This is a genomic window from Shewanella sp. LC6 (genome assembly GCF_006385735.2).
Classification (GTDB): Bacteria; Pseudomonadota; Gammaproteobacteria; order Enterobacterales; family Shewanellaceae; genus Shewanella; species Shewanella xiamenensis.
The window spans coordinates 4,387,888-4,407,304 of sequence record NZ_CP043902.1 but is presented as its reverse complement, the minus strand read 5'-3'; the positions used below and the strand labels follow the sequence as shown (position 1 = coordinate 4,407,304).

At 46.9% G+C, this 19,417-nt stretch carries 18 protein-coding genes; 15 read left to right on the top strand and 3 right to left on the bottom strand.

The annotated features are described in order from the left end of the window. Positions 1–28 precede the first annotated feature (28 nt). From hflK to FJD32_RS19655, 15 genes are all read left to right on the top strand, one after another. Positions 29–1,174: an FtsH protease activity modulator HflK gene (gene hflK / locus FJD32_RS19725; protein ID WP_037414184.1), complete on the top strand. Its 1,146-nt coding sequence runs from the start codon at positions 29–31 to the stop codon at positions 1,172–1,174. 3 nt (positions 1,175–1,177) lie between these two features. Then, the gene (hflC, locus tag FJD32_RS19720) at positions 1,178–2,071 is read left to right on the top strand and encodes a protease modulator HflC (RefSeq protein ID WP_037414182.1); all 894 of its coding nucleotides are present in this window, start codon (positions 1,178–1,180) and stop codon (positions 2,069–2,071) included. A 370-nt stretch (positions 2,072–2,441) separates the two neighbouring features. After that, positions 2,442–3,032, top strand: coding sequence for a ubiquinol-cytochrome c reductase iron-sulfur subunit (gene petA, locus FJD32_RS19715; RefSeq protein ID WP_037414180.1), 591 nt, complete (start codon positions 2,442–2,444; stop codon positions 3,030–3,032). Beyond that, entirely contained in the window at positions 3,032–4,246 is a 1,215-nt protein-coding gene (locus tag FJD32_RS19710; protein WP_011715793.1) for a cytochrome bc complex cytochrome b subunit, read from the top strand. The genes petA and FJD32_RS19710 overlap by 1 nt, the downstream gene beginning before the upstream one ends. Next, positions 4,246–4,944 (top strand): cytochrome c1, encoded by a 699-nt coding sequence (locus FJD32_RS19705; protein WP_069453621.1) that lies wholly within the window; start codon positions 4,246–4,248, stop codon positions 4,942–4,944. Before FJD32_RS19710 ends, FJD32_RS19705 begins: the two co-directional genes overlap by 1 nt. Positions 4,945–5,040: 96 nt before the next feature. Beyond that, on the top strand, positions 5,041–5,670 hold the full coding sequence (gene sspA / locus FJD32_RS19700; protein ID WP_037414175.1) for a stringent starvation protein SspA: 630 nt from the start codon (positions 5,041–5,043) through the stop codon (positions 5,668–5,670). Beyond that, positions 5,670–6,107, top strand: coding sequence for a ClpXP protease specificity-enhancing factor (locus FJD32_RS19695; RefSeq protein WP_037414173.1), 438 nt, complete (start codon positions 5,670–5,672; stop codon positions 6,105–6,107). The genes sspA and FJD32_RS19695 overlap by 1 nt, the downstream gene beginning before the upstream one ends. A 155-nt stretch (positions 6,108–6,262) precedes the next feature. Then, entirely contained in the window at positions 6,263–6,838 is a 576-nt protein-coding gene (locus FJD32_RS19690; protein ID WP_069453620.1) for an aminodeoxychorismate/anthranilate synthase component II, read from the top strand. A gap of 175 nt (positions 6,839–7,013) precedes the next feature. Further along, positions 7,014–9,494, top strand: coding sequence for a prolyl oligopeptidase family serine peptidase (locus FJD32_RS19685; RefSeq protein ID WP_088586174.1), 2,481 nt, complete (start codon positions 7,014–7,016; stop codon positions 9,492–9,494). A gap of 199 nt (positions 9,495–9,693) precedes the next feature. After that, the gene (locus tag FJD32_RS19680) at positions 9,694–10,839 is read left to right on the top strand and encodes an HDOD domain-containing protein (RefSeq protein WP_037414167.1); all 1,146 of its coding nucleotides are present in this window, start codon (positions 9,694–9,696) and stop codon (positions 10,837–10,839) included. A gap of 55 nt (positions 10,840–10,894) precedes the next feature. Then, the gene (locus FJD32_RS19675) at positions 10,895–11,806 is read left to right on the top strand and encodes an alpha/beta hydrolase (RefSeq protein ID WP_037427002.1); all 912 of its coding nucleotides are present in this window, start codon (positions 10,895–10,897) and stop codon (positions 11,804–11,806) included. 308 nt (positions 11,807–12,114) lie between these two features. Then, positions 12,115–13,332 carry an aspartate aminotransferase family protein gene (locus tag FJD32_RS19670; RefSeq protein WP_088586173.1) on the top strand — a complete coding sequence of 406 codons (1,218 nt, stop codon included), beginning with the start codon at positions 12,115–12,117 and terminating at the stop codon, positions 13,330–13,332. Between the two features lie 125 nt (positions 13,333–13,457). Continuing rightward, the gene (gene astA / locus FJD32_RS19665) at positions 13,458–14,477 is read left to right on the top strand and encodes an arginine N-succinyltransferase (RefSeq protein ID WP_037414161.1); all 1,020 of its coding nucleotides are present in this window, start codon (positions 13,458–13,460) and stop codon (positions 14,475–14,477) included. Positions 14,478–14,486: 9 nt separating this feature from the next. Next, the gene (gene astD, locus FJD32_RS19660) at positions 14,487–15,950 is read left to right on the top strand and encodes a succinylglutamate-semialdehyde dehydrogenase (RefSeq protein ID WP_088586172.1); all 1,464 of its coding nucleotides are present in this window, start codon (positions 14,487–14,489) and stop codon (positions 15,948–15,950) included. 164 nt (positions 15,951–16,114) lie between these two features. Next, positions 16,115–16,918 carry a DUF1338 domain-containing protein gene (locus FJD32_RS19655; protein WP_088586171.1) on the top strand — a complete coding sequence of 268 codons (804 nt, stop codon included), beginning with the start codon at positions 16,115–16,117 and terminating at the stop codon, positions 16,916–16,918. A 144-nt stretch (positions 16,919–17,062) separates the two neighbouring features. Here the strand turns inward: FJD32_RS19655 and FJD32_RS19650 are convergent, their stop codons facing one another. Genes FJD32_RS19650 through FJD32_RS19640 form a run of 3 tightly spaced genes read right to left on the bottom strand, consistent with a single transcriptional unit; the run spans position 17,063 to position 19,390 of the window. Further along, positions 17,063–18,391 carry an ATP-binding protein gene (locus FJD32_RS19650; RefSeq protein WP_037427010.1) on the bottom strand — a complete coding sequence of 443 codons (1,329 nt, stop codon included), beginning with the start codon at positions 18,389–18,391 and terminating at the stop codon, positions 17,063–17,065. Then, the gene (locus FJD32_RS19645) at positions 18,388–19,062 is read right to left on the bottom strand and encodes a response regulator transcription factor (RefSeq protein WP_037414152.1); all 675 of its coding nucleotides are present in this window, start codon (positions 19,060–19,062) and stop codon (positions 18,388–18,390) included. The genes FJD32_RS19650 and FJD32_RS19645 overlap by 4 nt, the downstream gene beginning before the upstream one ends. Continuing rightward, the gene (locus FJD32_RS19640; RefSeq protein WP_037414150.1) at positions 19,043–19,390 is read right to left on the bottom strand and encodes a hypothetical protein; all 348 of its coding nucleotides are present in this window, start codon (positions 19,388–19,390) and stop codon (positions 19,043–19,045) included. Before FJD32_RS19640 ends, FJD32_RS19645 begins: the two co-directional genes overlap by 20 nt. Positions 19,391–19,417: the final 27 nt, after the last annotated feature.

Here is a 19,417-nt window from a genome sequence, read left to right as displayed (position 1 = left end):
TTTATTTCATCCACTTATGGAGTGCTAAATGGCTTGGAACGAGCCCGGTAACAAGGGTAATGATCCTTGGGGAAATAAAGGTGGTAACGACAAAGGACCACCGGACCTTGATGAGGTTTTTCGTAATCTTTCAAAACGCTTTGGCGGCAAAGGTAATGGCTCTTCTGGCCAAAACTTTAGTTCCTTTAGCTTAATCATCATTCTTGCCATCGCTTTTGTTGTTTGGGGACTTTCGGGTTTGTACACCATTAAAGAAGCCGAGCGGGGCGTAGCGTTGCGTTTTGGTCAACATAATGGTGAGGTGGGACCGGGTCTTCACTGGAAACCAACGTTTATCGATGAAATTTATCCTGTTGACGTGCAATCAGTTCGCTCTGTGCCATCATCTGGCAGCATGCTAACTTCTGATGAAAACGTCGTGAAGGTTGAGCTAGACGTGCAATATCGTATTTCTGATGCGTATGCCTATCTTTTTAGTGCGGTAGACGCCAATGCCAGTTTACGTGAAGCCACTGACAGTGCGCTGCGCTATGTCATTGGTCACAACAAGATGGACGATATTCTGACCACAGGCCGTGATGCTATTCGTCGCGATACTTGGAAAGAATTAGAACGCATTCTTGAGCCGTACAAGTTGGGCTTGGCTATTGTTGACGTTAACTTCTTGCCAGCGCGTCCGCCTGAAGAAGTGAAAGATGCATTCGACGATGCCATTTCAGCGCAAGAAGACGAACAACGCTTTATTCGTGAGGCTGAAGCCTATGCCCGTGAGATTGAACCGAAAGCACGTGGTGAAGTCGAGCGCATGGCGCAACAAGCTAATGCTTATAAAGAACGTGAAATTTTAGAGGCGCGCGGTAAAGTGGCTCGTTTCGAGTTGCTCTTACCTGAATACCAAGCTGCGCCTGAAGTGACCCGTAAGCGTTTGTATCTCGATGCAATGCAACAGGTGATGACTGACACTAACAAAGTCATTATCGATGCTAAAAACAACGGCAATTTAATGTATCTGCCACTAGACAAGTTAATGAAAGAGAAGCCTGCGACTATGCCAGACGTTGAGCCTAAACCTCAACAGAATGTCAATTCTTCATCTATTTCAACGACACGCATTGGTGAGCCTTTGAGTGAACGCCCATCTCGCGAGGAACGTGCTCGCCAGGGGAGGGAGTAATTCATGGGTAGATTAAGTATTGTTCTGATCGCCGTTATATTAGGCATTGGTTTGTCATCTGTGATGGTGGTTAACGAAGGCGAACGTGCGATTGTGGCGCGCTTTGGCGAAATCGTTAAAGATAAAGTTGATGGCAAACAAGTAACACGTGTTTTCGGCCCAGGTTTACACTTTAAAGTGCCTGTGATCGATAAAGTGAAGTTGCTTGATGCGCGTATCCAAACCTTAGATGGTGCTGCAGATCGTTTCGTCACCTCTGAGAAAAAAGACTTAATGGTCGACTCCTATGTGAAGTGGCGTATTTTTGATTTCGAAAAATACTACCTCTCTACTAATGGGGGGATTAAATCGAATGCTGAGACCTTACTGCAACGTAAGATCAACAACGATTTACGTACCGAGTTTGGTCGTCGTACGATCAAAGAGATCGTTTCTGGGCAGCGTGATGAGTTACAAAATAACGCGTTAGCGAATGCTGCTGAGAGTGCTAAAGATTTAGGTATTGAGGTTGTTGACGTGCGTGTTAAGCAGATCAACCTACCCGCAAACGTGAGTAACAGTATTTACCAACGTATGCGCGCTGAGCGTCAAGCTGTGGCTAAAGAGCACCGTGCTCAAGGTAAAGAGCAATCTGAAATTATTCGCGCTACGATTGATGCCAATGTTACTGTTAAAATTGCGGAAGCAGAGCGTAAAGCCTTAACCATTCGTGGTGAAGGTGATGCATTAGCTGCAAAAATTTATTCGGATGCTTATAACAAAGATCCTGAATTTTTTAGCTTTTTGCGTAGTTTAGATGCTTATCGTGCGAGCTTCTCCGGAAGTTCAGACGTTATGGTGTTAGAGCCAGATAGCGAATTCTTCAAATACATGAAGAGTAGTGCTACTAAGAAATAAGCGATGCTAAATCGTTCAGAATGGGCCCCAATCACTGGGGCCCATTTTTTTATCCTAAATGAAAACAGTAAGTGACAAAGTGAGCGCTAAAATTACATTAGCAATGCATTGTTTATGCCTATCACACAGTCAATATGCTCAAAAAACAGTTCAAAACGATTAAAATTGCTTAACAGCTGTACTTTTTTTGCCCTTTTTTTAAAAAACTCGCAATCTCCCTAACTTACTTGCGTGTTTTCACTATGATCTGCTTCTAATTTTTAGCTATAATGAGCCCCGCTTCAAACTTCGATTTTTGCCCATGGTGATAACTAAGAGGCAAAAAGTCTTTGAAATATAAAAATTCCAACACCCTCTGGGAGATAAGTGGATGAGCAATGCGCCAGTCGATACCGGACGTCGCAGATTCCTGACAGCCGCAACCGCCGTAGTAGGTGGTGCTGGTGCCGTCGCTGTAGCGGTTCCTTTCATCAAGTCATGGAATCCGAGTGCCAAAGCGAAAGCTGCAGGTGCACCGGTCGAAGTAAATATCAGTAAAGTAGAGCCAGGTCAGCTGATCCGTGTTGAATGGCGAGGAAAACCTGTATGGGTTGTTCGTCGCACTGAAGCTGTGATCAATGAACTGCCAACACACGACGATAAGTTAAGAGATCCAGCGTCTGCTGAAATGCAGCAGCCTGAATATGCAACAAATCCTCTGCGCTCAATCAAGCCAGAGTATTTTATTGCTGTCGGTATTTGTACCCACCTAGGATGTTCACCCACTTATTTGCCAGATTCATTTGCTGAGCAAGTTCAAGGTGTGACTTCTGGTTTCTTCTGCCCATGTCATGGTTCTAAGTTCGATATGGCGGGCCGCGTGTTCCAAGGCGTTCCAGCTCCATTGAACCTAGTTATCCCTCCACATCAATATGTTGATGATGGCACTGTTATCATCGGTGTAGATAAAGGAGTGGCGTAATGGTTAAGAATTTAATTAATTGGATTGATGCTCGGATCCCAATGACGGCGACGTATAATCGCCATGTGGGTCAGTATGCTACGCCAACTAACTTTAACTTTTGGTACTTTTTTGGTTCGCTAGCGATGTTGGTATTGGTTAACCAATTACTGACGGGTATCTGGTTAACGATGAACTATGTACCCACAGCAGAAGGTGCTTTCGCCTCTGTTGAATACATCATGCGTGACGTAGAGTACGGCTGGTTATTGCGTTATATGCACTCAACGGGTGCGTCTGCGTTCTTTGTGGTGATCTACTTACATATGTTCCGTGGTCTGATTTACGGTTCATATCAAAAGCCTAGAGAACTGCTGTGGCTATTCGGTATGTTGATTTTCCTCGTGCTGATGGCTGAAGCCTTTATGGGTTACTTGTTGCCATGGGGACAAATGTCTTACTGGGGTGCGCAGGTAATTATTTCTCTGTTCGGTGCTATCCCTGTTATCGGTGATGACTTAACTCTATGGATCCGTGGTGACTACGTGATCTCTGGCGCCACACTGAACCGTTTCTTTGCTCTGCACGTTATCGCACTGCCATTAGTGTTAGTGGTTTTAGTGTTCTTACACTTAATCGCTCTGCACGAAGTGGGTTCAAACAACCCAGACGGTATCGAAATCAAGAAGAACAAAGACGAGAATGGCTGGCCAGTTGATGGCATTCCATTCCACCCATACTACACAGTTAAAGATATTATGGGCGTTGCAGGCTTCCTGATCGTGTTCTGTTACGTACTGTTCTTCATCCCTGAAGGCGGTGGTTACTTCCTTGAGAAGCCAAACTTTGAAGCGGCTAACCCAATGAAGACACCGGAGCACATTGCACCAGTATGGTACTTTACACCTTTCTACGCCATCTTACGTGCTGTTCCCGATAAATTGGGCGGTGTGGTAATGATGGGGCTGTCGATTGCAGTACTGTTCGTATTGCCTTGGTTAGACCGTTGTAAAGTGAAGTCAATTCGCTACCGCAGCACGCTGCACAAGTTGAACATCGCTCAGTTCGCTGTATCGTTCATCGTCTTAGGTTATTTAGGCGCTGTACCTGCAACACCAGAGCTGACTATTGTTGCACGTATCTTCACTGTGACGTATTTCGGCTACTTCTTATTACTGTGGTTATACAGCAAAAATGAGAAAACTAAGCCTGTTCCAGCGAGGTTGACACACTAATGAAAAAATTACTGATTGCATTAGTTACATTGATCCCGACGCTGGCGATGGCCGCGAGTGGACACAATGTACATTTAGAAAAAGCCAATGTTGATCTGCATGATAAAGCTTCTTTAGAGCGTGGTCTGGACATGTTCCAACACTATTGCTCTGGTTGTCACAGCACTCAGTATCAACGCTATGAGCGTGTGGCGAATGATCTCGGTATTTCTGCCGATGATATGCGTAGCAAGTACATGTTTACCGATGCCAAAATCGGTGAGCTGATGCAAAACGCAATTCCACATAAAGATGCGGCTAAGTGGTTCGGTGCAACACCACCAGACTTAACCTTAGTCGCACGTGTTCGTGGCGAAGATTGGGTGTTTTCATACCTCAAAGGCTTCTACAAAGATCCAAGCCGCCCATTTGGCGTAAACAACACTGTATTCCCTTCTGTGGGTATGCCACATGTTCTTGAAGAACTGCAAGGCACGCCTGTTAAGCAAGAAGATGGTACAATTGTGGTTTCTGGTGGTAAGTTAAATGCTGAAGAGTATGACCAAGCGGTACGTGATATCACTGGTTTCTTAGTTTATTCAGCTGAACCTGTTAAGTTAGAGCGTCAAGCTTTAGGTTGGTGGGTGCTCGGATTCCTGTTTATATTCTTTATTGTGGCCTACCTCTTGAAGAAAGAGTATTGGAAAGATGTACACTAGGCACCAATAACGGGTAAAATATAGTATCCGCATAGTGTAAACGGGGGGCTTTGCCCCTCGTTTACTTTTGTTTTATTTCGACTCTGGAGGGTATCAATGGCTGTTGCTGCCAACAAACGCTCTGTCATGACACTGTTTTCAGGTGCTGATGATCTTTATAGCCATCAAGTCCGTATCGTGTTAGCTGAGAAAGGGGTTACTGTTGATGTTTTACAGGTCGACCCTAATGAAATGCCAGAGGATTTACTCGAAGTAAATCCTTATAACTCAGTACCTACTTTATTAGACCGTGAGCTCGTACTCTATGAGTCACGTATCATTATGGAATACTTGGATGAGCGTTTCCCTCATCCACCTTTGATGCCTGTTTACCCTGTATCTCGTGGTCAAAGCCGCTTGATGATGCATCGTATCGATACTGATTGGTACTCACTCGTCGCACGTATTCGTAAAGGTGACCGCGCAGAGGCTGCTCGTAAAGAGCTGACTGAAAGTTTACTGTCAATCGCGCCAGTATTTGCTGAAATGCCTTACTTTATGAGTGAAGAATTTGGTTTAGCGGATTGTTACCTCGGCCCATTATTATGGCGTTTGCCTGTATTGGGTATTGAGTTAGACAGCCGCGTAGCAAAAGACATCAAAGCTTACATGACACGTATTTTTGAGCGTGAATCTTTTAAAGCTTCGTTGACTGAAGCTGAACGCGAAATGCGCATGGGTATGTAATGAAAGCGTTGACTCCAAATCGTCCTTATTTACTCAGGGCTTACTACGATTGGTTGATGGATAACCAATTAACACCTCACGTTGTGGTTGATGCCTTTGTCAAGGGCACTCAAGTACCGCAGCAATATGTGAAGGATGGCCAGATTGTATTAAATATCGCGGCTGGTGCAGTGGGCAATTTGCAAATTGGTAATGAATTTGTGGAGTTCAATGCGCGTTTTGGTGGTGTACCTCAGCAGGTATTATTGCCAATGGCTTCGATTGTGGCCATTTACGCTCGTGAAAATGGCGCTGGGACTGTCTTCGATATTGAAGATGCGTACTTAGTCGAAGAGGAAGCCGAATCGGCCTTGTCTATCATTGAGACAAAAGACAAGCCAACCGAACCAACGGATGAACCGCCTAAGCGTCGTAGCCATTTAACCTTAGTCAAATAAGTTACTTGTGCTCTGATCTATACTATGGAAAGCCAGTCAATTGACTGGCTTTTTGTTTTTTTAATGCTTAATCCCAAGCTGGTGCTGTGGTAGCATTTGCGCCGCATTTCAGCCGTGGAGTGCATCGACTTCCCATTTGAGCCAATGGATTTTGTATGTTGCTAATGATCGACAATTACGACTCTTTTACCTTTAACTTAGTGCAGTATTTTCAGCAGTTAGGGCAAGAGATCGTGGTTAAACGCAATGATGAAATCAGCTTAGCGGAAATCGAGGTGTTATCGCCGAGTCATTTAGTCATCTCTCCTGGCCCTTGCTCACCCAACGAAGCGGGGATTTCCTTGGCAGCAATTGAGCATTTTGCTACTCGTTTACCGATCCTTGGCGTGTGCTTAGGACATCAAGCCATGGCGCAGGTGTTTGGGGCCAAAGTTGTGCGAGCACAGCGGGTGATGCACGGTAAAGTTAGCGAGATTACCCATACTGGTGAGCGCCTGTTTAAAGGGTTAAACCAACCATTAACGGTAACTCGCTACCATTCATTACTGGTTGATACCATACCTGACGGTTTTGTGCTGGATGCTTGGTTTGATGACCCGAGCCATGGACGCGAAATTATGGCGATGAGTCATAAAGAGTTGCCGCTCTTTGGTGTGCAATTTCACCCCGAGTCGATTCTGACCGAACAAGGGCATGAATTGTTGGCAAATTTCTTATCTCAATCGGCTTAGGTTGAATCCAAAAAATCGATTTTGCTCTACTCTTTGTTACAAGATTTCTCCTTCATTTAAGCAAATATGTCGCTCAAGTGTGATATAACTGCCGCAAAACGATGCCTGCTCACGTACTCATGGAGTTAGCTCCAAAGTGTAACTAGGGCTGCGATAACAATAAAAGGAAGGACAAATGAACAGCGTAATGCGAAATTTGGGTTTAAGTGCGTTAGCCGTTGCGGTATTGACGAGTTGCGCCGCCACCTCAACCGAAACGGCAACTCCCGCGACCACACCACAGGCTTATCAAGTCCCTTTAGCTCAGCCTCCCCAAGTTTCACAACCGCTTACGCTGAATCAAATTATGGCGAACCCCGATTGGATGGGGATTTTCGCTAAGGAAGCCTACTGGAGCGATGACAGTCAGAGCGTTTTCTTTGCGCGCCAACCCAGTGCATCGCCATTACGGAATTATTATCAGCAGGGCATTAATGACAGCCGCGCCGTTGAACTGGCCATCGATAAGCTACATGCGGCTGATCAACAGTTTGGTGTGTTCGATAGCACTAAAGCTAACAAGGCGTATCTCTACCAAGGCAATATTTTTGTTAAGCATTTAAGCTCTGGCAAAATCACCCAGCTTACCCGCCAGCGCACTGCCATCAGTGGCCTGCGTTACCTTAACAATGGCGATATCGCCTATTGGCAAGGGGATAATGTTTTCCAAATCCATCAAGACAGTGGATTAGTGGAGCAGTTGGCTGAAATCAAAATGGCGAAAGCGCCTGAAGGTGTGAAAGAACCCAGCAGCTACTTAGCCAAGCAGCAGCACAGACTCATTCAATATGTGGCGTTGCAGCAGGAAAATGCCAAAGCCAAAGAACAGTTTAAGAACGAGCTGCAAAAGAGCGATCCGACCCTCGCCGCTAACACTTGGTATCTAGGTGATGCCGAGGTGGTGTCTGAGCTAAGTCTGTCGCCAGACGGTCGCTATCTGTTTGTAGCCCTAACCGATAAAAATTACACCGGCAGCAGTGAACACGACATCATGCCAAACTACCTCGGTAGCGAAGGCTATATCGACCCTGTGCCCGTGCGTGCCCGTGTCGCGGAAGATAATCCACCAGGACAGCGCTTTTTGGTGTTAGACCTCAATGAGCATAAACAGATCGATGTGACTATCGAAGGCTTAACTGGCTTCGATGAAGACGTTTTAGCTCAGGTTAAGAGTGAAAACGCTAAAGCAAAAGGTGAGTCATATCAAAGTACTAAGGCTCCACGTAAAATCCAGCTGATGCAGGATTGGGGCTGGACTCAAAGCGCGATTCAATGGCATGAGTCTGAGAACAAATTGGCGGTGATGGTCGAAGCGACCGATAACAAAGATCGTTGGATTGCCAGTGTCGATCTGGCAAAGGGCAAGTTTATCACCGAGCATCGCCTGCATGATGATGCTTGGGTGAACTACGACTATAACCAATTTGGCTGGTTACCCGGTACTGACAGTCTGTACTATCTCTCTGAAGAAACAGGTTATTCCCAGCTTTATATCAAGGCTCGTGGCGAAAAGCCCCGCGCTTTGACTCAAGGTAAGTTTGTGGTGAGTGATATTACCCTATCGCCCGATGCAAACTACATCTACTACAAGGCTAACCAAAGCCACCCTGGTATTTACAATGTTCACCGTGTGAATATCGCCTCGGGCAAAAACGAGCAATTAACTCAGTGGGACGGTAACTTAGATTACAGCTTAAGCCCCGATGGCACTAAGTTGCTGCTGAATGCCTCTCGCCGTACAGAGCCGAATGAGCTGTATGTTCAACCGATTGGCGGTGAGTTAAAACAGCTCACGTCATACACCAGCGATGCCTTTAAGCAATATCCATGGCAAGCGCCCGAAGTGGTAGCCGTACCTTCTAATCATGGCGCTGGCCAAGTGTATGCGCGGGTTTATTTGCCGCAGGGATACGACAAATCCCGCGCCGAAAAATATCCTGCCGTTATCTTTAACCATGGCGCAGGTTACTTACAAAATGCCGATTATGGTTTCAGTGGTTACTTCCGTGAGTTTATGTTCCACAACCTACTGACCCAACAAGGCTATGTGGTGATGGACATGGATTATCGTGGTTCTAAAGGCTATGGTCGCGATTGGCGCACGGCGATTTATCGCAATATGGGGCATCCTGAAGTCGAAGATTTAAAAGATGGCGTGACTTGGATGGGCCAAAATGCCAACGTGGATATTAAGCGCGTCGGTACCTATGGCGGTTCTTACGGCGGTTTCTTAACCTTTATGTCCTTGTTTACTGAGCCGGAATTATTCCAAGCAGGCGCTGCACTGCGCCCTGTGGCGGATTGGGCACATTACAACGCGCCATACACCTCCAATATTTTAAACACGCCGGATGTTGACCCTATCGCCTATGAGCGTAGCTCGCCTATTGAACATGCCCAAGGCTTGACTAAGCCATTACTGATCATGAGTGGCGTGATGGATGATAACGTGTTTTTCCAAGATAGCGTGCGCATGGTGCAGCATCTTATCGAGCTGGAAAAACCGATGTTCGAAACGGCGATTTATCCGGTTGAGCCCCACGGCTTCCGTCAGCCATCGAGCTGGTTAGACGAATATCGCCGTATTTACAAACTCTTTGAACAAGAGCTTAAGTAAATCTCGCGAAAGTATTAAGGCCTCAATATGAGGCCTTTTTGTTGCGTGGATTTCGGCGCGAGTGAATCTAATCAGGATTGTAAAATAGTCACTTGTTTGCTTATTGCCAAGAGGTAACCTATATGCTGAAATTGCAATGTTTTTAACGATTTTAGCGTATGCGCGCCACTTAGCACGGGCGAGATAGGAAAGGTAAACTGTGGCGATATCGGTAGCGGGCGGCGTCAGACCTGGCAAAATTTTAGAGATAGAACATAGGCTCTATCAGCAACTTATTCTCGGTAAACAAAAAGCCAGTCCTACTCTATTGGATGATTTAGACCAAGAGCTTGAGGCTGATGCTAATAAACTCGATGTAGAGCGAGAGGCGATACTGTCACGGCTACTTAAACAAATTCAAGCTCGAGAAGTATTTGAGGCCATTTCAAAGCAACTTATTGACACAGTGAATAATGCTATTGAGCATCAATTAGCTTCCCCTGAGTTAGTGCTAGCCAAGTCGGATATTAACGAATCGCAACTCCTGTTACTTGAATTACTGCTGGCTAAAAATCTTGATGCCACAAGATTAAGACCTTTAATCAGCAATTTAAGCTGGTTATGCCGCGATTTAACCAATATGGTTAATAGTCCTGCATTTCGGGCGCGCCGCCCGCAGAGTTCCGATGTACGCGTCACCGATATCAAATTAGTGATGAATTACATTGGCATCGAAAACCTGCGCACTATTATTCCTTATTTTTGCCTGCGTAATTGGCTGCCCAGTGGCAACGCTAAGTTACTCTGGACCACCCGCAAGTTGTGGCGCTATAGCATTGTCAGCGGAATAGCAGCGAATGCGTTAGCGCAGCTTCATAATACTGACTCAGCACTCGTCTATAGTGGTGCATTAATGAATCAGTTGGGCACTTCAGTCGTGCTGAGTCTTAGTGCGCGTTTATTTGATAAAACTTGGGGCAATTGGATCCGTGAGGCAAGCTCGAGTCGAGATAAAGAAGTGTACGATGCTGTAATTGCCACCGAATTCCCTGCTAAAGTGGTTTTTGAGCAAGTGTTAGCCCATGGACATAAGCTTAATTGGCAACTATTAGAGTTACTTAAGTTTGAACAGAGTCCATTAACTCAATTGCTTAAAGAGTTGGACCAAACCTTAACTTACCGCGAACTCTCGATGCCGGCCGCATTAGTGGCACGGGCGAATTGTTATGCTAAGGTGCTGTTGCTTGAAGAGATGCGCCAAATCGAGCCGCAGGAAAAACGCTTAATGTTCGATTATTACGAGCTCAGCGAGCAGGAAGTGCTGCGCCTAAAAGCACAAAATTATCGGAAGTTGGATCTGCTGTAATCTGCACGCCGTTCCCATCGGTGTCCAATTGCGGCACTGATGTGGAGGACGGAAAATGCCAAGCTGGCAAGCTTCTGTATTAAATACTATTTTATCCTATGTGGCACGGCCATCGATCAGCCGAGGTAAAGCCAAACTTCCCCTAAGCCAAGTACGGCAACGTTTATTAGAGCTGGATAAGCGCTGGTTGCCATGGCCTGAAAAGCTCGTTACTGCCTCAATTCCCTTACAACATTCCACACTACTGCATTACGTGCTGCTCGATGACACGCCGCGTTTGGGCAATCTATTTTACATTCGTGGCGGCGGATTCTGTTTTAAAACTCCCCATGCCCACGCAAGACTGGTGGCCGATATCAGCGAACGTTGTCGCCTTGATACGTTTATCCCTGATTATCGTTTAGCGCCGGAGCATCCGTATCCCGCGCCCTGTGACGATGTACTCGAGGCATACCTGCACTTAATTGAGTTGAAAGGGAGCGATAACCTAGTGCTGATGGGCGATTCTGCCGGCGGTAATTTAGCCTTAAGTCTGTTGCTCGAACTTAAAAAGCGCCATCTGCCCATGCCTAAAGCCTGTGTGTTGTTGTCACCCGCGCTGGATTTAGCGATTACCGGCGATACCGAGCTGATTTTAGGCGCGGATGATCCGTTCTTTACCATTGAGTCGCTATTGCGGCTGCGCGGGGCGTATCTTGCTGGGGCGAATCCTATGTCAGAACGGGTTTCACCTTTACAGGGGAACTTGGCAGACTTGCCACCACTCTTAGTGATTGCCGGTACGCGTGAGTTGCTTTTACAGGACTCAGAACGACTGGTTATGCAAGTTAAGGCCAGTGGTGGCGCGGTAGAATCGCGTTTTTATCACAACATGCCCCATGTTTTTCCCCTGTTCCATCTGTTGCCCGAAGCGCTTGAGGCGAGGGAACAAATTGCGGATTTTGTGCTTTCACAGCTGATTCGTTAAAATTGTGTAGTTATTCATATTCGGTGAATAGCTAGCAAAAATAGAGGTAAATAACTTTTTTTCTGACTAAATATGCTAAATGCCTCTGGCGTAAACGCTTGTATAGTTCTTAAACTGCAATCTTTATGCACTTTGGCCTTAAGCATGGTGAATGTTGTTTGTGAAAAACTGGTATTTTGATCACAATTTCGCTAATAATGGCTATTAATAGACACAAGCATACCCTGTATCACTAACTCAAGATAAAGATACGTTGGGGACTCAGACGGCTCCCGATGCCGTTACATTTAAACAAAGGATGAAGAAGAATGAGCGTTGATATGAAGTTGAATCGTGCCCAGTTTGATGCGGTTATGGTGCCTAACTATGCGCCTGCTGCCGTGATCCCAGTACGTGGCGAAGGCAGCCGTGTATGGGATCAAGAGGGTAACGAATTTATCGATTTTGCTGGCGGTATCGCGGTAAATTGCTTAGGTCACTGTCATCCTGCCTTAGTGAATGCCTTAAAAAACCAAGGCGAAAAATTATGGCATCTGTCTAACGTCATGACCAACGAGCCTGCACTCGAGCTGGCCACTAAGTTAGTCAATAGCACATTTGCTGAGCGTGTCTATTTTGCCAACTCTGGCGCCGAAGCCAACGAAGCGGCACTGAAATTAGCCCGTCGTTATGCTTTAGAAAAATACGGCGTAGAGAAAGATGAAATCATCGCCTTCGATAAAGCCTTCCACGGCCGTACTTTCTTCACCGTGAGCGTTGGTGGTCAAGCGGCCTATTCCGATGGTTTTGGTCCAAAACCGCAAAGCATTACCCACTTACCTTATAACGATGTTGCGGCATTAGAAGCGGCCGTATCGGATAAAACCTGCGCCATCATGCTTGAGCCGCTGCAAGGTGAGGGCGGTATTATTAATGCTGATCCTGCGTTCCTCAAAGCGGTGCGTGAACTGGCTAATAAACACAATGCACTGGTGATTTTCGACGAAGTACAAACTGGTGTTGGCCGTACGGGTGAACTTTATGCTTACATGGGCACCGACATAGTGCCGGATATTCTTACCACGGCTAAAGCACTTGGCGGTGGTTTCCCTATTGCAGCTATGCTGACTACTGCGGAAATTGCTGAGCACCTAAAAGTGGGGACTCACGGTTCAACCTATGGTGGTAATCCATTAGCTTGTGCTATCGGCAACGCGGTATTAGATGTGGTTAACACGCCAGAAGTCTTGAATGGTGTGAAACATCGCGAGCAATTATTACGCGATGGCTTGAACAAAATTAATGAAAAATATCACGTTTTCTCTGAAGTTCGCGGTAAAGGCTTACTGTTAGGGGCGGTTCTTAATGAACAATATCAAGGTCGTTCACGTGACTTTTTAGTGGCATCTGTTGCTGAAGGCTTAATGAGCCTGATGGCGGGGGCCAACGTAGTTCGTTTTGCACCTTCACTGGTGATCCCTGAGGCAGATATTGCAGAAGGTCTGGCACGTTTTGAACGTGCCGTGGCGAGCATCGCCGCTGCCTAAGGACCAAAGGAGTGCTGAATTTTATTCGCACTCCTTTTTTGTCAGGGAATTCTTGCAGATATCATTCCTGTCTTTTGAAGATAGGCGCATTGGTGCACTGCAAGCTTAAGTGAGGAGACACTAAGATGTTAATCATACGTCCTATTCGGGCTGGCGACTTTGAATCTCTATACCAAATTGCCGAAGAGTCTGGTCATGGTTTTACCTCATTGCCAGTCAATGCCGATTTGCTTCGGCATAAAATTGCCCGTGCTGAAGCCTCTTTTGCCAAAGTTGTCGATAAGCCCTTTGATGAAGGTTACTTAATGGTGCTCGAGGATACCGCGACCCGTGAAGTGGTCGGCACCTGCGCGATTGAAGCCGCAGTCGGTATGGAAGATGCCTTCTACCATTATCGCCTCGGAACTGAGGTGTACCATTCTGAGCAAATTGAAGTTCGCAACGAGGTGGAAACCTTAACCCTTTGTCACGATTACACCGGCGCCGCTGAGCTTTGTACCCTGTTTTTACGGGAGCCTTATCGTAAGGGGAATAATGGCCGCATGTTATCCCGCAGCCGTTTTCTGTTTTTGGCGCAGCATGCCAAACGCTTTGGCGAAACTGTGATTGCTGAAATGCGTGGTGTGAGTGATGCAGATGGTCATTCTCCCTTCTATGGTTGGTTGCAAAAAAACTTTTTAGGCATTGATTTTATTCAAGCTGACTACCTGTCTGGCTTAGGTAAAAAAGCCTTTATGGCGGAGATGATGCCCCGTAACCCTGTGTATGTTTGCCTGCTGCCAGAAGAAGCGCAAAAAGTGATCGGCGAAGTACACACTAATACGCGTCCGGCCCTAAGCTTGCTGCAGGCCGAAGGTTTTAGATGCCGCGGTTATGTGGATATTTTCGATGGTGGCCCAACGGTCGAGTGCCGTTTAACCGATATTCGTGCTGTGCGTGAAAGCCGTCTACTGACGGTCGAAATTGGTGATATGCCAGAATCCGATAAGCAATTTATTATCTCTAACACTCAATTAGCCAATTACAGAGCGACCGCAGCTTATCTCTGCGTTGATGATAAAGCTGAGCAGGTGGTAATTAGCCCAGAACTCGCCGAAGGTTTGTTACTCGCAAAAGGCGATCAAATCCGTATTTTGGCAATGTAGGAATAGCAAATGACACATTTTATTAAAGGCCAGTGGCACGCTGGCAAGGGTCATGATGTGACCTCTAGCAACCCAGCAAATGGCGAAATTATTTGGCGCGGCCAAACGGCGACAGCCGATCAAGTCAACGCTGCCGTCGATGCCGCCCGTGAAGCTCAGTTCGATTGGTTTATGTTAGGTTTTGATGCGCGTCTAAAGATAGTTGAAGCTTATCGTAGCCAACTCGAAGCGAACAAAGCCGAATTAGCCGAAACGATCGCTCAGGAAACCGGTAAACCCCAGTGGGAAACGGCGACAGAAGTTGCTGCCATGATTGGTAAGATTGGCCTGTCGGCAACGGCTTATAACAAGCGCACCGGCACTGAAGCCAATGACACGCCAGCAGGGCGCGCCGTGCTACGCCATAAGCCTCACGGTGTGGTTGCTGTGTTTGGGCCCTATAACTTCCCTGGGCATTTACCCAATGGTCATATAGTGCCAGCATTGCTTGCGGGCAATACCGTGGTGTTTAAGCCCTCTGAATTGACGCCTAAAGTGGCCGAGTTAATGGTCTCTCTCTGGGAAAAAGCGGGTCTGCCCGCGGGTGTAATCAACTTAGTCCAAGGTGAAGTCGATACGGGTAAAGCGCTGGCGTCGCACCCACAACTCGACGGCCTATTCTTTACTGGTAGCTCTCGCACTGGTCACCTGTTGCACCAGCAATATGCGGGTCATCCGGGTAAGATCCTCGCCTTAGAAATGGGCGGTAATAACCCGCTGATTATTAAAGGCGTCGCCGATATTAAAGCGGCGGTGCACGATATTCTGCAATCGGCCTATATTTCATCAGGCCAGCGTTGTACCTGTGCCCGCAGGCTCTATGTTGAGCAAGGCGAGCAGGGCGATGCCTTGGTCGCCAAGCTGGTTGAAGCGGTGAAGCAGATTAAAGTCGGTCCTTGGAACGCGCAGCCACAACCATTTATGGGCTCAATGATTTCCGAAGGCGCAGCGAAAGGTATGGTGGCGGCGCAGGCTAACTTGCAGAACTTAGGCGGCGTGTCACTGGTTGAACTCACTCACCTGCAAGCTGGAACAGGCTTAGTCTCACCCGGGCTTATCGATGTCACTGCGGTGAGCGAGTTACCCGATGAGGAATACTTTGGACCACTGCTGCAATTAGTGCGCTACAGCGATTTTGACCAAGCGATTAAGCTGGCTAACCAAACCCGTTATGGCTTATCTGCGGGTATCTTGGCCGATAGCCGTGATGATTATGAGTATTTCCTTGCCCGCATTCGTGCGGGGATTGTGAACTGGAACAAGCAGATCACTGGTGCCTCGGGTGCTGCGCCCTTTGGTGGCGTAGGTGCTTCGGGTAACCACAGGGCGAGTGCATTTTATGCCGCCGACTACTGTGCTTATCCCGTTGCCTCCGTTGAGGCGGATGCGGTGAGCTTACCCGCAAGTTTAAGCCCAGGGTTAAGTTTAGAGTGACATCATTGAGGAAGAACCTAGGTTCTTCCTTTTTCATCACAAGCAGTAACGTTACTTGGGCTGCTACTGAGCGCCGTTGTGCAGCAAGTGGCTAGGGTCGTTACATTGAGTGCGAGCGGCAAAACAATACTCACTATAGTCGCAGCACAATAAAAGGAGTTTTTATGCACACAGATATCAATGCGTTATTTGCCGCCCTCTGGCAAGACTATATTCAAATGACCCCATCTGCGGCCAAGGTGCACGAGCTACTTGGACACGGCAAGCCGATTATCAACGACCATATCGCTCTGCGTACTTTTAACATCGCTAAGGTGAATTTAGCCGTATTAGCAGAGCACTTTACTTCTTTAGGTTATGTGGCCTGCGGTGACTATAAGTTTGAACAGAAAAAACTGGTAGCAAAGCATTTTGAACATCCAGATGCGACTCAGCCTAAGGTGTTTATTTCTGAGCTATTGGTCGAAGAGTTTAGCCCAGCACTGCAAAGCACTATCCAAAGCTTAATTGCCCAAGTGGATGAGCAAGCGACGAAAGCGGATAACTTTATCTATTCGGGTCGTCATTGGACGCTGGATGCTAAAACCTACGAGACGCTGCTCGAAGAGAGTGAATATGCGGCTTGGGTCGCAGCCTTTGGCTACCGCGCCAATCATTTTACAGTCTCTATCAACCACCTTGAGGGCTTCGAGACATTAGAATCTGTGAATGAGGCGCTTAAGCAAGCGGGCTTTGTGCTCAATAGCTCAGGTGGCGAAATCAAAGGTTCACCAGAGGTGTTACTGGAGCAATCATCGACTATGGCCGATAAAATCGCTGTGGCATTTAGCGATGCAACGGTTGAGATCCCAAGCTGCTTTTATGAGTTTGCCCTGCGTTATCCAAAGGCGAATGGTGAGCTGTATACGGGATTCGTGGCCGCATCAGCCGATAAGATTTTTGAGAGCACCAACGCGAAAAAAGCCTAATGAATTAGGTTGTTGCTGACTTAATCTCAAACAAAAACGCCATCAATTGATGGCGTTTTTTATGGGTGGCACTTAGAGCAAATAGCTAGGACAACAATAGTTAGCTCAACACATGTTCGCTAAGCACGCTTAGCTAAGCACTCGTTAGCCAAAGACTAGTTCAATACTGAGGCCAGATAAGTGGCTGCTGTGTTTAAACTTAAGTTCAATGCCATATTGCTCGGCAATTTCTTTCACTATCGATAACCCTAGGCCATGACCCATGACGGATTCATCAAGGCGCGTGCCCCTTTGGGTGAGTTTATCGAGTTCGTCGTCAGCAACACCTGGGCCATCATCATCGATGCTAAGGCAGAGTTTGTTTTGCGCCTTCCACAGTTTTACCGTGACTTGGCTACCCGCCCATTTAAAGGCGTTATCGAGCAGATTCCCTAAGAGCTCCATACCATCTTCCCTATGAATAGGCAGGCGTTGGATACTAGGATCGAGCTCAAAGTCGCAGTTGATGTTTTTGCTTCTGTGCACTTTGTTAAGGGTATTGGCGAGGCTGTGAAGATCCCTCGGCACCACTAACTGGGCGGCAGGTAACATATCACCGGTGATCCGCGCCGCCGCAAGCTTACGCTCGACCATTTTATGGATAGCGTCGAGTTGCTGTTGCAACGCCATGGCTGTATCGGGATCTTTTAGCCCCAAGGCTTCTACCTGTTGCTGCATCACTGCCAGTGGGGTTTTGAGCCCATGGCTTAAGTTGCCTAAGTTATTGCGGCTACGTTCTATTTGCTTGGCGGTGTATTCCAATAACTCGTTGTAGGTCTTCGCCAGCGGTTGCACTTCGGGCGGAATGTTATTCAGCTCTAAGGCGTTAATCTCGCCTTCTTGTAGGCGTGACAGTGCATGTTGGATCTGTTTAACGGGTTTAAAGGATTGGCGCAGGATCAGGAATATACCCGCGATCATGGCCACTAACATGGCGAGGTTAACCCCAAGCTTAGTGCCGTAGACTTCACTAAATACCCGCCGACCAATACTCAAATCTTGTGCGACAGTAAGCGTAGCGGTCACATTGGCACTGCTGGAATTTAATCCAAGAGATAACAACTGCATATCATTATTTTTAGGTCCCTTTGCCTGCCAGACACGGGTCTGGTTTGGCGCTAAAGGTTCGATATCGAGCTGCATATCCCACAGGGAGCGGGAGCGGATCACTTCATTGGGCAGGTTTAGCTGGAAATAACGCCCCGAATAGGCGGGGCGGTAGAAGCTCGACAGTTGGCTCTGATCGATGTGGATTTCCCCATTATTGAAATGGGTTGCCAGCATAATGTGTTCTAAATCTTCTTCTAAGCGATTGATAATCGAGTCGTGAAACGCTTGGCGCAGCATGGACTCAAATAATACGAGTCCAACCACTGTGCCTAATACCAATAAGCCCGTTAACCATAAACTGAGCTTAGTGCGAATCGAGATCATGCAGTCACGCCGTGGAAGATATAACCTTGGCCGCGGCGGGTTTCTATCGCAGTTTTACCGAGTTTTTTGCGCAGATGAGTCACGTAAACTTCAACCACATTACTCTCTTTCTCGTCGTCAAACTGATAGAGCTTGTCCGTCAGTTGAGCCTTAGATAACAGCTTCTTAGGTGACATGAGGAAGATTTTTAACAGCCTGAATTCCATGGCAGTCAATTCATATAAATGCTCGCCAACGCTGACGGTTTGTTCGGCTTCATCTAAGGTGACGCCGCCATAGCTAAGTTGCTTGCTGGAATTATTTAAACGGCCATGGGCGCGATGAATAAGCGCTTGGATACGCGCTAATAACTCCTGTGCGTGGAAGGGTTTTCCTAAATAATCATCGGCACCGGCATTGAAACCTTCGACCTTTTCATGCCATTGGCTGCGGGCGGTTAACATAATAACAGGAGTGCTAATGCCTTGATTACGCCAGCCTTCGAGTAATTCCAGCCCATTGCCATCGGGGAGACCAATATCTAAGATCACGCAATCGTATTGGGTTTCTTTAACGAGGTAATCGGCTTCAACCGCTTTGTCAGTAATATCGGTAACGTAGCCAGCCTGTTTGAGTTGTTTCTCCAGTTCGGAGACCAACATCGGATTATCTTCAACGAGTAGCAGTTTCATGTTTTCGACATTCGCTCGGTAGTGCGGTGGAGTGTTCAAGTTGACCGTTGGTGGCATCAATACTCAGATTCACTATTTGGCCGCGTTGCACTTTGATTTGCAAATCATAGCGCCATTTATGATCTTCTTGATAGAGATGTGCGTCAATTAGTTCACCTTGGCAGAATTGATTGACCACGGCTAGGGTGCCATTGAGTGATAGAATTTGCCCAGAGTTGACTAAAGCCTTGGCTTGATAATGTTCTAATTCAATCGGTTCGGCGTTAATTATTGTTGGATGCACCAGCGTAAACAGACTGAAAAAACAGATAAATAACAGCCGTTTCATTTATGCTCCCCAATAAAAAATGGCCTA

Excerpts from the sequence above, each read along its gene's own strand:
- hflK (WP_037414184.1), top strand. The coding sequence starts at position 29 with ATGGCTTGGAACGAGCCCGGTAACAAGGGTAATGATCCTTGGGGAAAT.
- hflC (WP_037414182.1), top strand. The coding sequence starts at position 1,178 with ATGGGTAGATTAAGTATTGTTCTGATCGCCGTTATATTAGGCATTGGT.
- petA (WP_037414180.1), top strand. The coding sequence starts at position 2,442 with ATGAGCAATGCGCCAGTCGATACCGGACGTCGCAGATTCCTGACAGCC.
- FJD32_RS19710 (WP_011715793.1), top strand. The coding sequence starts at position 3,032 with ATGGTTAAGAATTTAATTAATTGGATTGATGCTCGGATCCCAATGACG.
- FJD32_RS19705 (WP_069453621.1), top strand. The coding sequence starts at position 4,246 with ATGAAAAAATTACTGATTGCATTAGTTACATTGATCCCGACGCTGGCG.
- sspA (WP_037414175.1), top strand. The coding sequence starts at position 5,041 with ATGGCTGTTGCTGCCAACAAACGCTCTGTCATGACACTGTTTTCAGGT.
- FJD32_RS19695 (WP_037414173.1), top strand. The coding sequence starts at position 5,670 with ATGAAAGCGTTGACTCCAAATCGTCCTTATTTACTCAGGGCTTACTAC.
- FJD32_RS19690 (WP_069453620.1), top strand. The coding sequence starts at position 6,263 with ATGTTGCTAATGATCGACAATTACGACTCTTTTACCTTTAACTTAGTG.
- FJD32_RS19685 (WP_088586174.1), top strand. The coding sequence starts at position 7,014 with ATGAACAGCGTAATGCGAAATTTGGGTTTAAGTGCGTTAGCCGTTGCG.
- FJD32_RS19675 (WP_037427002.1), top strand. The coding sequence starts at position 10,895 with ATGCCAAGCTGGCAAGCTTCTGTATTAAATACTATTTTATCCTATGTG.
- FJD32_RS19670 (WP_088586173.1), top strand. The coding sequence starts at position 12,115 with ATGAGCGTTGATATGAAGTTGAATCGTGCCCAGTTTGATGCGGTTATG.
- astA (WP_037414161.1), top strand. The coding sequence starts at position 13,458 with ATGTTAATCATACGTCCTATTCGGGCTGGCGACTTTGAATCTCTATAC.
- astD (WP_088586172.1), top strand. The coding sequence starts at position 14,487 with ATGACACATTTTATTAAAGGCCAGTGGCACGCTGGCAAGGGTCATGAT.
- FJD32_RS19655 (WP_088586171.1), top strand. The coding sequence starts at position 16,115 with ATGCACACAGATATCAATGCGTTATTTGCCGCCCTCTGGCAAGACTAT.
- FJD32_RS19650 (WP_037427010.1), bottom strand. The coding sequence starts at position 18,391 with ATGATCTCGATTCGCACTAAGCTCAGTTTATGGTTAACGGGCTTATTG.
- FJD32_RS19645 (WP_037414152.1), bottom strand. The coding sequence starts at position 19,062 with ATGAAACTGCTACTCGTTGAAGATAATCCGATGTTGGTCTCCGAACTG.
- FJD32_RS19640 (WP_037414150.1), bottom strand. The coding sequence starts at position 19,390 with ATGAAACGGCTGTTATTTATCTGTTTTTTCAGTCTGTTTACGCTGGTG.